At 68.8% G+C, this 14,701-nt stretch carries 13 protein-coding genes; all 13 read right to left on the bottom strand.

The features are described 5' to 3' along the window. Positions 1–1,723 precede the first annotated feature (1,723 nt). Positions 1,724–2,278: an HIT family protein gene (locus tag AB0M47_RS27490; RefSeq protein ID WP_363419103.1), complete on the bottom strand. Its 555-nt coding sequence runs from the start codon at positions 2,276–2,278 to the stop codon at positions 1,724–1,726. Further along, a complete protein-coding gene (locus AB0M47_RS27485; protein WP_363419101.1) occupies positions 2,265–2,816 on the bottom strand; it encodes a hypothetical protein in 552 nt (183 codons plus the stop codon). Before AB0M47_RS27485 ends, AB0M47_RS27490 begins: the two co-directional genes overlap by 14 nt. After that, complete coding sequence (locus tag AB0M47_RS27480; protein WP_363419099.1) at positions 2,813–3,481, bottom strand: hypothetical protein; 669 nt, start codon at positions 3,479–3,481, stop codon at positions 2,813–2,815. The genes AB0M47_RS27485 and AB0M47_RS27480 overlap by 4 nt, the downstream gene beginning before the upstream one ends. Next, positions 3,481–5,535, bottom strand: a complete 2,055-nt coding sequence (locus AB0M47_RS27475) for a non-canonical purine NTP pyrophosphatase (RefSeq protein ID WP_363419097.1) — start codon at positions 5,533–5,535, stop codon at positions 3,481–3,483. The genes AB0M47_RS27480 and AB0M47_RS27475 overlap by 1 nt, the downstream gene beginning before the upstream one ends. Further along, positions 5,532–6,683: a hypothetical protein gene (locus tag AB0M47_RS27470; RefSeq protein WP_363419095.1), complete on the bottom strand. Its 1,152-nt coding sequence runs from the start codon at positions 6,681–6,683 to the stop codon at positions 5,532–5,534. Before AB0M47_RS27470 ends, AB0M47_RS27475 begins: the two co-directional genes overlap by 4 nt. A 263-nt stretch (positions 6,684–6,946) precedes the next feature. Further along, positions 6,947–7,636 (bottom strand): helix-turn-helix domain-containing protein, encoded by a 690-nt coding sequence (locus AB0M47_RS27465; protein WP_363419093.1) that lies wholly within the window; start codon positions 7,634–7,636, stop codon positions 6,947–6,949. Beyond that, on the bottom strand, positions 7,633–8,565 hold the full coding sequence (locus AB0M47_RS27460; RefSeq protein WP_363419091.1) for a hypothetical protein: 933 nt from the start codon (positions 8,563–8,565) through the stop codon (positions 7,633–7,635). Before AB0M47_RS27460 ends, AB0M47_RS27465 begins: the two co-directional genes overlap by 4 nt. Positions 8,566–8,904: 339 nt before the next feature. Beyond that, a complete protein-coding gene (locus tag AB0M47_RS27455; RefSeq protein ID WP_363419089.1) occupies positions 8,905–9,666 on the bottom strand; it encodes a hypothetical protein in 762 nt (253 codons plus the stop codon). Between the two features lie 256 nt (positions 9,667–9,922). Further along, the gene (locus AB0M47_RS27450) at positions 9,923–10,576 is read right to left on the bottom strand and encodes an ATP-binding cassette domain-containing protein (protein ID WP_363419087.1); all 654 of its coding nucleotides are present in this window, start codon (positions 10,574–10,576) and stop codon (positions 9,923–9,925) included. Positions 10,577–10,652: 76 nt separating this feature from the next. Then, positions 10,653–12,098, bottom strand: a complete 1,446-nt coding sequence (locus AB0M47_RS27445; protein ID WP_363419085.1) for an ATP-binding cassette domain-containing protein — start codon at positions 12,096–12,098, stop codon at positions 10,653–10,655. Continuing rightward, positions 12,095–13,009, bottom strand: coding sequence for a branched-chain amino acid ABC transporter permease (locus AB0M47_RS27440; RefSeq protein ID WP_363419083.1), 915 nt, complete (start codon positions 13,007–13,009; stop codon positions 12,095–12,097). Before AB0M47_RS27440 ends, AB0M47_RS27445 begins: the two co-directional genes overlap by 4 nt. Continuing rightward, positions 13,006–13,872 carry a branched-chain amino acid ABC transporter permease gene (locus AB0M47_RS27435; RefSeq protein ID WP_363419081.1) on the bottom strand — a complete coding sequence of 289 codons (867 nt, stop codon included), beginning with the start codon at positions 13,870–13,872 and terminating at the stop codon, positions 13,006–13,008. Before AB0M47_RS27435 ends, AB0M47_RS27440 begins: the two co-directional genes overlap by 4 nt. Before the next feature lie 13 nt (positions 13,873–13,885). After that, positions 13,886–14,692, bottom strand: coding sequence for a class I SAM-dependent methyltransferase (locus AB0M47_RS27430; RefSeq protein WP_363419080.1), 807 nt, complete (start codon positions 14,690–14,692; stop codon positions 13,886–13,888). Between the last annotated feature and the right edge of the window lie 9 nt (positions 14,693–14,701).

Raw genomic sequence — 14,701 nt, 5'->3', positions numbered from 1 at the left:
GCGACGTGGGCGATGTGGTTGTAGGAGGTGTAGCCGGCGATCAGGGTGACCAGGGTGGCGCTGATGCGGGCGGCCAGGGTTGTGGTGAGCAGGCTACGGCCGGTGGTGGTCGCTGGTGGGGTGGGTGGGGTTCGGGGCTGTGGGGTGGGGTTTGGGGTCATGGTGGTCATCGCTTTCGAGCGTGGGCGGGTCGGGGCTCACAGGTCCAGTGCTGGTGGCTCACACGGGCTCACACACCCGCTGAGCAGGCATCACACGAACTCACACATGCCACGTGCGGCGTCGACGTGTGCGCCTGGGTGTCGACGGTGGTCGGGGCCGGTTACCGGGTTGGGCGTGAATGAGGCTCACAGGGGCTCACAGGTGTTGTGGGTTGGGCTCATGCGGTGTCCGGCCGTGGGGCCGACGTTGGGGGGAGTGGCTCGCGACGGTCGGGGCTGGATGCATCACTACCAGTACAGATGGATGGATGCCGATGTGCCTTGGGTGGGGAGGGGCATACCCCCCTTGTTATCCCCATTCGGGTTCTTCCCCTGATGCTTCGCACCCGCGCAGCAGTGCCCGGCCCGCCGACTCGAGGTCGGCAGGTCGCTGCCTATGTGTCACGAGCCGGTGATCAGCCGGTTCGCGGCGCGCCCACGTCGCGCAGCTGTACGAGGGGCCTGGCTGTTCGCCTGCCTGCCGGCGGGCTCGGAGACCGGGCAAGGAACTCCGTTGTCGGGCTGGGTTCTCGGGGGCGGCTGGTGTTAGTAGCCCCCGTATCCCTCTTAGCCACCTTTTGGGGCCTCTGATTACAGGCGATCATGGAAAAGTTTTCGCTCTGCCCGTAAACCTGGCACCGGGCGGTACTGCGTATGACCAAACGGCAGCGGGAGTGGCAGCAGCCCCGGCAGTAGGGGGCTCTGACGCACTGCTCCCCCTACTGCTACCCGCAGAGCGAGGTATCGGCAGCTCAACACCGGTCTCACACGGATGTTGACAGGTCAGACTTCCCTTTCAGGGAACCCCAAAGACGCCACGTCCAGATAAGAAGCCAACCCAGCCCAGATACGGCTCAGCCGATCCTCCGCAGCCGACCCATCTTGTCTGTCGACGACGCTCGCCGTGGGCTGGTAGAGCGCGGCGAGGAGTGGGGAGACGGTGCTCTTGCCGGAGCATTCTCTCCGACCAGTGCGATTCGGCTGCCGGGTCCGGGCTGGCGTCCGAATACGCGGGGCCGACCCGGCTGCCAGCCGGCGAGGCTGCGGATGCCGGTGAGCCCGGCGCTGGTCATCGCCTGCTGGTATTGCTCGATCGCGAACAGGCTCATGACGTGGGTGTCGTGGAACTGCCGAATGGGTTCCAGGGTGTCGTGGTCGGCGACTAGGTAGTGCATGTCCATGTGTGCGGGGACAGGAAGCCGTCAAGGGTGGAGCGGGCCCAACCTGACGGTCGTGCAGCTATCGGTGGTGGCGGCGGGCGACGACCCGCATGGCTCTTGCCGGTTCGACTCCTTCGACATGCGAGAACATCTGGACGAGTGCGGCGAGGTGGTTGGCGGTGCCTCAGCCGACGTCGAGCACGCTGTCCGCGCTCGGGGTGATGCGTCCCGGATGAGCGCCGCGATCTTACCCGTATCGCTGACGTGGTCCTTGTCCATGCCGTGCTGTAGAGATTGTCGTAGATGTCGGCGTTGTACATCGTCGCCTCCGAGTGGCGCGGTCGCGGCGCCTGATGGTGGCAGCTATGCGTCCGAGCCTGGGCTGGACGTGCTGGAGGGTGACGCTTCGGTGATGGTCCGCTGTGGGCGTACGTCGGCGACGAGGTGAGCACGGACCTGGTCGGCGATGGCTAGTCGTTCGGCCAGCGAGAGTTCCCGGGAGGCTGTGTGGGCGAACGCGTTCTCTGGGTGGCGTGGAATGACGTGTAGATGCAGGTGGGCGACGTCTTGTCCCGGTGGGCCGAGGTTCATGCGGATGGTGATCCCCGTGGCGCCGGTCGCGTCGCGGACAGCTGCGCCCACGGCGTTCCACGCGTTCACGAGCTCCAGTTCCTCATAAGGGGACAACTCCTGCATGGTGGTGCGGTGGCCGACGGGTACGAGCAGCATGTGCCCGCGGTTGCCGGGACGTTGATGCTTGGCGGGAAACGTCACGAACCGCTCGGTGACTGGGATGCACACGCCCTGATCGGCCAGGCTGGCGATGATCTGGCAGAACGGGCAGCTGCGCTGATCGGTGCCTCGCATCTGTGCCTGCGGCTCGGCGGGGGACGGGGGACTGTGGTCAGCGTTGGGCATCGTGGCCTCCGCACAGGTTGATGATCATGTCGGTGATAGATGTGAGATCCCCGGTGGCGTCGAGGACGGTGTCGGCGATCGCGCGCAGCTGCTCGCGTTCGGTGGTGTAGGTGTCGGCTAGCCAGCGGGCGCTGTCGCCGATGCGGCCGAAATCGTTGCCACGGCTGGCGTTGTTGATTCGGGCGGCTTGGGTGGCAGGGTCGATGTCGAGCATGATCACGATGCCGAACCGGTCACGAAGGCTGGCGAGGTTCGCGGCGACCCCGCACAAGATCAGCGGCCGTTCGCGGCTACCCGGAGTCTCGATGGTGATGAGCTGGTCGAGCACTTGGGAGTTGAAGATCCACCGGTGATCGCGCAGCCAGCGTAGGTCAGGGTTGGCCGGACGGGTGACACGCGTGTGGGTGTGGTCAGCCCAGTGCGCCAACCCCGGGTAGGCGTCCAAGCTGATGGCCCGCCGGCCGCGGCTGATCAAGGCGCGGGTCAGCGCGGACTTGCCGCTTCCCGATACCCCGGTGACCAGGACCGGCGGGGTCATCGGTTCGCCTGCTGTCCACTGGCCGCGACGATGCTCGCCCGGCTGCAGCCGGCGGGTTCCGGCGATGTCAGCTCGCGTGGCCGCTGTTCCAGGTCGGGTAGGAGGTCGAGCATCCGGTCGATGGTGATGCACCGCTGATTCCAGTAGATGCGTTGCTGATCGTAGACGCGCGCCGGCAGCTGGCCGGTGATCAGGTCGCTAAGTGGGTAGGCGGTGGTGAGGCGGTGCAGCAGCGCCAGCCGCGCGCTGGACACGATCTCGGCAGGTGCCAGCGGTCCGCCGGCGCCGAGGTAGGCAGCGGTGACGGGGATGCCGATGTCTTGCCAGCGGACGCTGGTGGCGGCGGTGCCTGGGTCGAAGGCGATCCGGTCCCAGACCGACATCGCCAGACCCGGCTGGCGGTGCAGGACCCCAGCCGGCGTCGGCACCGGCGTGATCGTGGGGATGGCGGCTGCGGACCATTCACGCTGGACGGTCATGTTGAACAGCTCGTACGAGTGGTGGCCGCCGCGTTGGGGCAAGGTTTTGACGAACAGCGGCCTGCCGGTGGTTTCGGCGCGGGCGTGCACACCGGCGGTGCCCGACCACACCCGATCGATGCAGATGACCTCACGCCGGTGGCGGTTTTCCCGTACGCGGCCGATGTCGGGCAGGATCGACCGCATCAGGCACCACCCCAGATGTCACGGTGGCGGCCGTACCAGCGGGCGAACTGTGCGAACACGCTGGTCTGCGACCAGTCGTCGTGAAAGGCACGCTGCTGCGAGTGGGGGAGGGCCGCCAGAGGTTGGTGGGCGCCGAGTGGGATGTAGACGGTCCATAGCGGCAGCTGATCGGACTCTCCGACGGGCTGCCGGGCGAGGTGGCCGGTGCGTCGGTGGGTGAAGGTGACCACCCCGTAGGCGTCGGCGTAGGCGAGCGCGGCCGTCGACGTGCACGCCCGCGTCGCGGTCAGGTCGGCCAGGTGCGCGACCGCAGTCGCACCGCCGGCGGTGATCAAATGTTTGACCAGGGCACCCGGATATCCGGCGAGGTCGTCGAGGCCGAAGCCGGAGTCTTCGACGATCAGTGGCCTGCCGAGCTCGGCGTAGGCATGTTTGGCCTTGCCCGCAGCGATCACCGCCACGTCGGTCGACTGCAGCTCCGGCAGCGACAGGTCCACATGTTCGAGGTCGATGCCGTAGGCCAGGACGTGGTCGGCGGCGATCGCGTGTTTGGCTCGGCTGCCGGTGACCATCGCGATCGGCCCATCCCACGGCGCTGGCCGGCGCACCGAACACCAGTCCAGCCGAGCCGTCTCTCGCAGATCGGGCAGGGTGAACAGGTCCTGGCCGGCACGCAGATGTTCAGCGATCGATTCCAACGCGGGTGCCGGCCACACCCGTCCGTCGGCGAGCGTATCGGCGTCGAGTGGTAGTTCTTCGAGGTCGAACGTGCCGTTGGTGGCCAGTTCCGGACCGCTACGCGTCGCCGGATCCCAGGTGGTGATGCGGGCGAGGAAGATCGCATGGGTCCGCTCGCCGACGTGGCACACGCCGATCAGCTGGTGCAGGTCCGCCTGGCCGCCGGTTTCCTCGGCGACCTCCCGCCGGCAGGCGTCCTCGAGACTGGCATCATCGGGTTCGATGTCACCGCCGGGCAGCATCCAGAACGGCTCCTCACCCGGCTTTGCTCGCCGAATCACCAGCAGCCGGCCCGCCGGGGTGACCAGTAGGGCCCGGACCCGCTGTATCCGCGAAGTCGCAGTGACAGCAGGGTGCTTCTCGGCGGCTAGCTGCTGCAAGAACTCAGCTTTGCCTGCGGTGTACGCGGCTCGGTCGTCGGGATGCTCGGCGGCAAGCCGCTGCTTGAGACGGCTGTAGGCGGCAACCAGCTGCCGGTCGCCCCGTAGCCGATCACGTACCCGCAGGTAGCGATCCCATTGTGGGTCGTCTGCGGTCAGGACGTGAAGGTGTGCGACGCGGACGCCAGGTGTGGGCTCGGCGACGAACAGCATGCCACCGTGCTGGTGTTTGTCGCCGCGGAACTGATAGTTCGCCTCGTGCAGCGCGGCGATCACCTCGGCCGGGTGGGCGTCGGGATGCAGCCGGACCGCCACGTCGATGATCGGCTTAGAGGTGAGGCCCTGCACCGCGGTAGACCCGACATGCTCGACCCGGTCGGCCGCACCGTCCAGCGTGGCCCGGACGGTGCCGGTATGAGCGGCGGCGTGGGCAAACCATGCCGGATCATGCTTGACCACCTGTACGGTCCCGTAGGCCAGCCCGGCCACTGCAGGCGTGGCCGGCCAGCCGAACTCGCCGTAGGGCAGCCCGGCCAGGCCGTGGTGGATGCCCTGCGCCGGATAGGCGATGACATCCGGTGGCAGGTTCGCGGGGTCGGCCCAGACCAGTTCGCTACACCGTCCGGGTTCGGCGTTGACCGCGGAGCCGGTCCAACGGTCCGCCAGGTAGAACAGGCCGAGACGGTCGCTACCGCCGTCACCGGCACGGTGCAGCACATGCAGCAGCCGCAGATCGGCCTGATCGACCGCGACGCCGACCTCCTCCATGGCTTCCCGCCGCACCGCCTCGGCAGCGGTCTCATCGCGTTCGAGATGCCCCGACGGCAGCGCCAGCATCCCGTCGCCGTAGCCGGTCCGATCACGCCGCAGCAGGAGGATCGCGCCGTCTGCGCGGCGCAGGATCAGGTGAACGTCGATGATGCTGCGATGCCTCACCGGACCACATCCAAGGCCGCCGCCGAGGACGCCAGTTCGGCGTCGTCGGCCAGTTCGTGGCGGGAGGCGGCGGGTTCGCCGTCGCGGTAACACCACAACGGCTGATGCCGACCAGCTAGATACGCCAGGACCGGTTCGGTTTCCGCCCGGCCCGCCGCCGACCCGGACAACGGGGTGACTGCTTCGATATGGCTGGCCAGGCGAGCTTCGGCGATGTCGCCGTCTGGGTCGTGGATGCAGTTCAGCGCGACCGGCCGGGCGTGGCAGTCGAAGACCAGCGCCACCGCGGACGCGTGAGCACCGACGGTGGTCACCGTGTTCACGGTGAACGTCACCCGTGGTGGCCCTGCCGGCCGCAGCCCGGTTTCCTCGTCGGGGTAGCTTCCGGTCCTACAGCCACCTTTGGCGACGCGTGAAAACTGACCCTCTGGCACATCGGTGGTGGTGCGGGCCTGAACGGGGGTGAGCGGTGATGGCGGTTCTGGGCTCGGCTGTAGCTGATGGACGTTCAGCGGGAATACGCCGTCGGGGCTGCGGTAGCAGTCGGATATGAGGTAGATGCTGAGGCTTGCCATGTTGGCGGCGGGTGGTCCGTTGGCGAGGGTGGCTTCGAAGCCGCGGGTGTGGAAGTGGATGCGGATGATGTTGTTGTCGCTCCAGGTGGTGCTGTCCACGATGTATCCGGCGTGTGTGATGCCGTCGCGGAAGGCGGTCGCTGCCGTCGGGATCTGGTTGAGCGGTACGGGGATGCCGTCGAATCCGGCGATCCGGTAGATGCTGGTGTGGTAGCGGCACGGGGCGGTGGTGAAGTGTGCCCTGCCTGTTGTGGGTTGGGGATAGTCGGCGGCTGTGATCAGGACGGTCATGATCTGGGCGAGCTGGCGGGCGGTGTCGGATTGGACGGTTTCTGCAGCGCGGGTTGCCACGGTCGGACTCGCGGTGGTGGGTGTGGTTCGCGGCGTCCAGGGGTGGGTGATCGCGATCGTCGCGGTGCAGGTGGCGAGCATGCTCATGGCCGTCGCGATCCCCGCCAGTACCCAGATCAGGATGCGGCGGCCGGATACCCCCGGCGTCGCTGGGGGTGAGGGGTCACTGGTGCTATCGGGCTGGTTGGCGTGGTCCGCCGGTGGCGTGGCGGGGTTCGGCATCAGGAACTCCAGAGGTTGATCGGCGATCGCGCGGGGGAGGAGCACAGCCGCGGAACTGGGACTGTGTGGCGGCCAGGCCTCGCCGTGCGGGTTTCTGGTGGGCCGGACACGGCCAGCGCTCAAGGGTTCGTGCAGGCTGGGAACGCTGTCCGAAGCGATATAGATGTCACACAGGGCTGTTACGGCGGCGCGGACCAGATCAATGCCGCGCGGGTCCGCCACCAGCCGTCGAGGACGTCGTCGACGTGGCTGTCGTCAGGTGGTCATCGGTGGCCGCGTCCGGGCATCGTCGGTGCGGTGGGTGGCTCTGGGCGGCTGCCCAGTGGCGAAGCGCTGGCCAGTTGCCGGAATCGTGAGCGAGCGTGGATGGGCGCGTCGGCGAGCAGCCGGTCGAGCAGAAGCTGGTGTTCCAGGCGGGGCGTTGTGGCGTGGGGTTTCTCCCAGCCGTAGACGGTCTCCAGATCGATGTCGAGCTGGTGGGCCCAGTCGGGGAAGCCGTAGCGCAGTGCGACGCGCAGGGCGCGGATCTCACGGCCGGTCCAGTAAGCGACCGCGATCAGGCAGAGGCAGTCGGCTGGGTTCAGGCACCGTCGACTCTGGTCTTCATGGGCGAGGGTGGCCTGCTTGCGGGCGCGTTCGGTGGCGGCTTGGGCGTCGGCTGCTTGCTTGTGCTGTGCGACAGCAACCCAGGCTTGGGCGAGGGTGCCGCCGGTGATCAGGAGGAGGTCGGCGGTGCGCCAGAAGCCGGCGTCGTGGGGGTTGTGGCCGTTCTCGGCGGCGCTGATCGCGGAGATGCTGCGCCGCATCACGGCGGCGAGGTGTTTCTGTGTCCACCCGGCGTGCTTGCGGTAGGCGGCCAGCTGCCGGCCGAGTTGCATGCAGGCATCGACGTATGCCGACCACATGCCGTGTGCGGTCCTGTCTACGTCTGTCGTGGGCTGCTCGCGGTTCACCGGGTGCTCCGCAGGGTCACGGTGACGGGAGCGGCGGGTGTGCGGGTGGGTTGGTCGGCGGTGCAGTGGGAGGTGTGGGCGGCTATCTGTGGATCCACGGGCCGTGGCCAGGCGGTGCAGGGCATGCCGATGCAGGCCAGCAGCCATGCGGGGGCTTGCCGCCACGCTAGGGCCCATTCGCGGGCTTCGCACCAGCCCACCTGCCAGCTGTTGCCGTTGCCGTTGGTAGTGGCGCACCCGTAGCAGATCCGCTGTTCGTTGACGGTCAGCCACGGCCAGCTGCGGCTCAGCTGGAGCGGACATCCGATCGGATGATGTCGGCGCAGCACGTCCCGGATGTCGACGCGAAGCTGCTCGGCGGTCAGGATCTGTGGCTGGTGGTTGGTGTCACGGATCGACCCGTCGCAGTAGACGCTCAGCTCGGTCGGGCCAAGGGTTCCCGGCACCAGGAGCCGATAGTCGATGTGTCGGCCGACCGGAGTGTCGTGCGGTGTAGCAGGAGCGGGCTCTGGGTGGGAGGCGAGCAGCATCGTGCTGCCGCGCAGCAGCCCGAGCAGGGTGCGGATCGACTGCGCCCACCTGGCGTGCGGGCAGGACGCGAACCCCGCGCGCCCGGGGCAGCCGGAGCAGGTCGCACGACACCATGGGAAGCGGCTGGTGATGACCGGCCGGTGCCGGTCGTGGACCGTTACCGCATAGGCCTCGTGCTCGGCGAACGTCCACCGCCGGTACCCGAGTCCGGGAACGTGACATCCGCCGTCCTCATCAAACCGGGGCCGCGGCGACTCGATCCAATGCCCGGGTTCGGTGGTGACGTCGGTGTTGGTGATGTACCGGCCGTCGATCTGCCGGAACAGCTCGCCGAGTGGCACCTGCCGGCCGGAACGCTGATCCTTCTGCCATGGTGCCAGGGATTCAGTCTCGATCATCGACAGTGCGCTCCATTTCGAAATGAGGAAGGCTAGGCCCGCCTGGCGTGACGCCAGGCCGGCGCGCAGGTGCGGTGTGGTGCCACGGTGCGGCTGCTGGTCGGCGGGCCCGGCGAGTCCAGGCCGCGGTTGTTGTGCTGGTGAAGCAACAGCGGCTTGTCATGGGCAGCTGGGACAAGACGCGGGCGTACCCTCCGCGTCTTGTCCGGTCAGGCGGGCGACTGAATAGTCGGAATGCGACGGTTTGGACGACGGTCATCAGGTTCGAGTCCGAAGCCGGCGCCACAGCGACACGGACCTTGTCCTAATCCAGTAGCCGGCCGTCGGCGGGAGCGATCATCAGCAAGTCGGTGATCTTCGATCCGTCCCGTCTTCTAGCCGCAGCCGCGACGCCTGCTCTACGGCGAGGTCGACGAGATTGCGGGTGGCCGCCACTGCGGTCGTCAACTCCGGTTCTGTGACGGTGTCGAGAATCGCGTGCAGCCGAAGGGACGCTGGTCGGAAGGTCAGCGCAGCGGTCTGGGGCACCTTGGCCGCCATCCGTTTGTGGTCGCCGCGGGCAAGGTATTTGGCTGCCACAGCAACCCTTAGCAGGCTGGTGGCGCCACCGGCCGGATGCGCGGGCCGGGCGGGGTCGGTGTGCGCGGCGAGCAGATCCGTGCACGACCGCGGATCCGCGTCGACCCCGATGTGGTCGAACACGATGTTGCCGTCCGCTGGGACGCGAGCTGTCTGCCGTGGCCACACGTATATGTCGATCCACAACGCGGCGTCCGTGGTCTGGACACAGACTGCCTGGTAGTCGCCCCCGACGGGCGCGTTGCGTGGCGCGGTGACGGCGGCTAGGGCCTGTCCGCCGAACGCCGCCGCAAAGATGTCGCGACCCTTGCTGGGGCTGGTGTGCAGGAGCGGCACGGCGATCAGGTCCAGATCGGAGAAGGCGTCGCCGTGGCCGCGGCCGAGCGAGCCGACATGGATGAGGGCGCCGATGCGATGGTCGCAGGCGGCTTCGATCAGACGGGCCAGGGCGATGTCACGTTCGGCCTCGAGCCGAGCCAACCGGCCGTTTAGGGACATGCAGGCGTCAGGTTTGGTGATCATTGGGTTCTCCAGCGCAGACGGCGGCGAGGGTGATCATGGCGGGTCCGTGATTCCAGAAGGGGCAGGCAGATCCGGCAGGGGCCGACGCCGGGTGGCGAATGTGGTGCTCTGCTATCGGCCACAGCCGCGATCTGGCTGCGGGGCGCGGACGCCCGCGGCGCCTGCACGTGGGCTTCACCCGTGGGCCTTGGTCGGATCCGGTCGGCCGCCTGACTGAGCGGCTGCCTTTCGGAGAGGGCGGATGCTGCCCGGCGGGTCATCGGCGGACCTTGGCCGCTGCGGGCACGTGCGCCGCGAGTGTGCCGCTGTCGATGGTTAGGGTCATCTCCGGCCGGTCGAGAGTCCTGGCCGAGTCCACGACCAGGATCGTCGTGCCGACTCGTGTCAGCTCGCGCAGGTGGTCGGCCACGCTGAGGCCGATCGCCGGTGGGAGTGCGCGGAATGGTTCGTCGAGCAGCAGGAGCGGTTTGCTGCGTAACAGGGTGACAGCCAGGCACAACATATGAATCTGGTCGGCGGGCAGCAGTTCGGCCGGTTGCCGCAGTCGGGCGGCCAGCGGCGGGAACATATCGAGGACCTGGTCGCGGGTGGTTCGCCGTGCCCGGCGCATGGGCCACGCCAGGTGCAGGTGGTCTGCGACGGTCATGGTCGGCCACACGCGGTGCCGCTGCGGGGCGTAGGCGACGTATTGGGCCACGCGTATCGTTTTCCAGCCGGTGGTGTCGTGTCCGGCGATGGTGATGGTGCCCTTGTGTACGTCGGTGTGGCGGGCAATCGCGCGGAGCAGGGTGGACTTGCCCGACCCGGTGGGCCCGTCCAATTGCGCGATCACGCCGCTGGGCAGGGTGAACGTCACCTGCCGAAGCTGTGCGGGGGAGTGGCCGTATGTGACCTGGTCGAGGTTCAGCACGCCGGGTCTCCCGCCGTGTGTGAGTCGCAGGTCGCTGACTGGCCGGCGGCCGTAGCATCGATTCTCGATTTCTTGATCATGTGGTTGTCCCGGTTGATGGCTCGGCGAACAACGCCGCGGATGTGGTGTGGGTGGGGTGGTCGATGGGGCGGGTGGCAGCCAGGGTGCGGCTGGTGATGGTGCGGACGGTGTCGGCGACCAGTGGTCCGAGGAGTAGGTGCGGTTCGGCGATGAGGGCTGCCAGGCCGTTGTCGACGCGGTCGGCGAGGAGATGGCCGAGGCGGCCGACGACGATCGGGGCGAGCCCTTCGCCGGGTTCGTCGAGCAGCAGCAGCCGCGGGTTGCCCAGCAACGCGCGGGCCAGGGAGAGCATCTGTTGTTCGCCGCCGGACAGCCGGTCGGCGCGATGGCGGAGTCGGGCGGCGAGTTCTGGCATGGCGTCGAGGATGTTGGTGGGTGCGCCGCGGGTGGGGCTGTATGCGCGGGCGACGGCGAGGTGTTCGGCGACCGTCAGCCGGGTCCACAGCCGGCGGCCCTGCGGGACCAGGGCGATGCCGGCGCGCAGCACGTCTGCCGGATGTCGCACGGCGTAGGGCTTGCCGTCGACTGTGCGTCGGGCTCCGGGTGCTGGATGCAGGCCGGCCAGAGCGTGCAGCAGGGTGGTTTTGCCGGCGCCGTTGGGGCCGATCACGACCTGACCGTGGCCGACGGTGACGGTCAGGTCGACGTCGGTCAGCACCGGTGCCGCCATGCCGTGCCCGAGGTGCGGCACGTGGGCTGTCATCAGGGTGGGTGCCGTGTCGGGGCGTGCCCGGCCGGTAGCGACTGGGGTTCTGCCGAGGTAGGCCTGGCGCACGGTGCTGTCGGCGCGGACCTCGTCGATGGTTCCGGTGGTCACGTGCTGGCCGTGGTGCAGGACGGTGACGTGGTCGGCAACGTCGCGGACGAGGTCGAGGTTGTGGTCGACCAGCAGGACGGTCACATCGGTGCTCAGGGCGAACACCACTGACCGCAGTCGTCGGAGGTCGTGGTCGGACAGGCCGGCGGAGGGTTCGTCGAGCAGTAGCAGCCGGGGTCTGGCAACCACCGCGATGGCGAGTTCGAGCAGCCGCTGCTGCCCGTAGGACAGGTTTCCGGCGAGTGTGGCGGTGTGCTGATCGAGGCCGACCATCTCCAGGATCACCCTCGCGTGCTCGGCGGGCGCCGAGTGTCGCGGGATGGCGACGGCGAGGTGTTCGGCGACGGTCAGCTTCGGGTAGATGGCCGGATGCTGGTGTGTGCGGCCGATCCCTGCCGCGACCCGCCGGGGTACCGACAGTCCGGTGATGTCGGTCCCGTCGAGCAAGAGCCGTCCGTTGGTCGGCCGGAGGCTGCCGGCGATCAGTTGCAGCAGTGTCGTCTTCCCGGCCCCGTTGGGGCCGATGATCGCGTGCCGGGCACCGTCGGCGATGGTCAAGGTCAACGGTTTGAGCGCGTAGAGGCCACCATAGTGTCGTTCGAGCTGGTCGAGTCGCAGGGTCATCGCGTCCTCCATTGCAGGAACCGGTTGCGGGGGATGGCTGCGGCGACGATCAGCAGCAGGCCGAGCAGCGCGATGCCGTGGCCGGTGTAGCCGCCGACCCAGTCCCGGACCGTGACCAGCGTCAGCGCTGCGAGTACCGCGCCGGGCATGGTGCCGACGCCGAGGATCGCCGCGGACAGCGCGACGACGGAGACGGCGAACCCGAGGTCGGCGGGGGAGATGTAGTGGGTGGCGGTGACCAGCAGTGCCCCAGCGAGTCCGGCGATTGCCCCCGCTGTGGTGTAGGCGGTCCACAGGTAGCGGCCGGTGGGGTGGCCACTGGCCCGCAGTCGCCGCTCATGTCCGGCGATGGCCCGTAGCCGCAGATCCCATCGGCTGCGCCGCATCGCCCAGATCCCGCAACACACTGCCGCGGTGACGGCGAGGACGTAGAGGTAGATCCATCCGTCGGCGGCCAGCGCGGCCATTCCCGGAAGCGGAGGCCGGGTGGGGACGAGGACGCCTTCGCTGCCGCCGGTGACGGGCGTCGCCGCAAGCGCGGCGACGTGGAGCAGCTCTCCGCACGCGAACGTGATCATCAGGAAGGTCACGCCTCGCGCCCGGATAGCGACCAGACCGGTCACGGCGGCGGCAACGGCTCCGATCACAGCGGCGGCCACCAGCTGGACCGCACCGTATCCGGCGGGCGTGCCGGCGAGCAGTGCCGCGGTGTAGGCGCCGACGCCGAGGTATCCGGCCTGGCCGAGCGCGGCCTGACCGGCGAGGTTGACCAGCTGCGCGCTGATCGCCAGCAGCGCCGTGATGAGGCCGAGGGTGGCGACGGACACGACGTAGGCGTTGGCGATCCACGGCAGCGGCACCGCGATCAGCAGCCCCGCGCCGGGAGCCAGGGTGCGAAGACGGCTGTTCATGCGGGCCTGCCGTTTAGGGTGGGCCGGGCGATGAGCACGGCGAGCATGGCGGCGGCGAGCAGGAACGGCACCATCGCCGCCGGTGCGAGCAGGACGCCGAGGGTCTGCAGCTGCCCGACCCCGATGGCGGCGAGGAGAGCGCCGCGGATCGAGCCGAGGCCGCCGACCACGACGATGATCAGCGACAGGGTGAGCACGGTGGCGTCGACACCAGGCGCGGGCCCGAGGACCGGTGCGCCGAGCACGCCGATCGTGACCGCTAGGGCGCATCCGGTGGCGAGGACGCCGGCTTGGACCTGGCGGGTGCGGATGCCGGTGGCGGCGGCGATCGGCTCGTCGTCGACGACGGCCCGGATCACGGCGCCGATCGTGGAACGGTCGATGATCAGGATCATCGCGGCGGCGAGCACGGCCGCGACGGCGATGAACAGCAGCCGCCACGACGGATACAGGTGGCCGAGCAGCGGCACAGAGCCGGGTAGTGGTGCTTCGGCGCGCAGGGGTTGGCCGCCGGTGGCGGTGGTGAGCAGGTCGGCGGCGACGAACGCACCGCCGAGGGTGGCCAGGCCTTGGTCGAGGTGGCGACCGGCCAGGGGTCGCAGCGCGATGGCGAGCATTCCGCCGGTGGCGGCGCCGGCGAGGGCGCCGACGGCGGTCGCGGCGGCTAGGCCGCCCCAGCCGCCGTCGGCCAGCCACCAGCCCAGGTAGGCGCCGGCGAGGTAGAGCGTGCCGTGGCCGAGGTTGAGCACGTCGGCCACACCCCAGATCAGGGTGAGACCGGAGGCGATGCAGAACAGCAGCAGCCCGTACGCCAGCCCGTCCAGGCCGGTGATGGCGTAACCGGACAGTAGATTCCAGTCCACGGCACGGCTCCGGCTAGTGGGCGGCCGGGCGGCGGCCGGTCGTGGTGTGCATGAGGTAGCCCGACAGCATCAGCCGCGGGTCCAGCAGCATCTTGCGCAGGCTGGCCAGCTGCTGTTCGGTCATCCCGGCGGCCAGCAGCGCATCGTTGAGCTGGTGGCTGTTGCTGTAGTGCAGCTGGCAGATGCCGGTCCCGCCGTGGTAGGTGCGGGCGTCGACGACGGTGGAGACCTTGGTCAGCCCGGAGTGCAGCATCGCCCCGTGCGCCTCGGTGGCCCAGGTGGTGCTCATGCCGCGTGGGGTGAGCACGTTGATCAGGGTGGTCTGGAACAGGTCGTGCAGGCTCGGGTCGTGGCCTTCGGGGCAGTGCCGCACCAGGTTCAGGTAGGTGCAGTCCCATTCGGACAGCACGATCGTGCCGCCGGGCCGTAGCCAGTCGGCCAGCTTCTGCAGCACTGTGAGGCGTTCGGGCAGGTGCATGAGCACCAGGCGGGCGTGGATCAGGTCGAAGCTGCCCGGGTCGAAGTCGCTGACCCGGATGTCTTCCTGCCGGATCCCGATGTTCGGCCCACTGGACAGGGCGGGGGCGATGTCGATCGCGGTGACGCGCCCGTCCGGGCCGACCTGCTCGGCCAGCCAGTGCGTGATCGTGCCCGCGCCGGGGCCGATGTCCAGGCACCGCATGCCAGGTGTGATCCCGGTGCTGGTCAGGACGTTGATGCTGTGCGGATCGAGGATGCCCGCGAGGTGCTGCAGCTGGTTGCCGCCTTCGGAGCTGGTGTTGTCGAAGCCGTAGCGCTGCTCGATGTCGGTGTTGGTCATGTCGGTGTC

The organism is Hamadaea sp. NPDC051192 (assembly GCF_040682475.1).
Lineage (GTDB): Bacteria > Actinomycetota > Actinomycetes > Mycobacteriales > Micromonosporaceae > Hamadaea > Hamadaea flava.
This window is presented reverse-complemented; position numbering and strand designations above follow the sequence as displayed.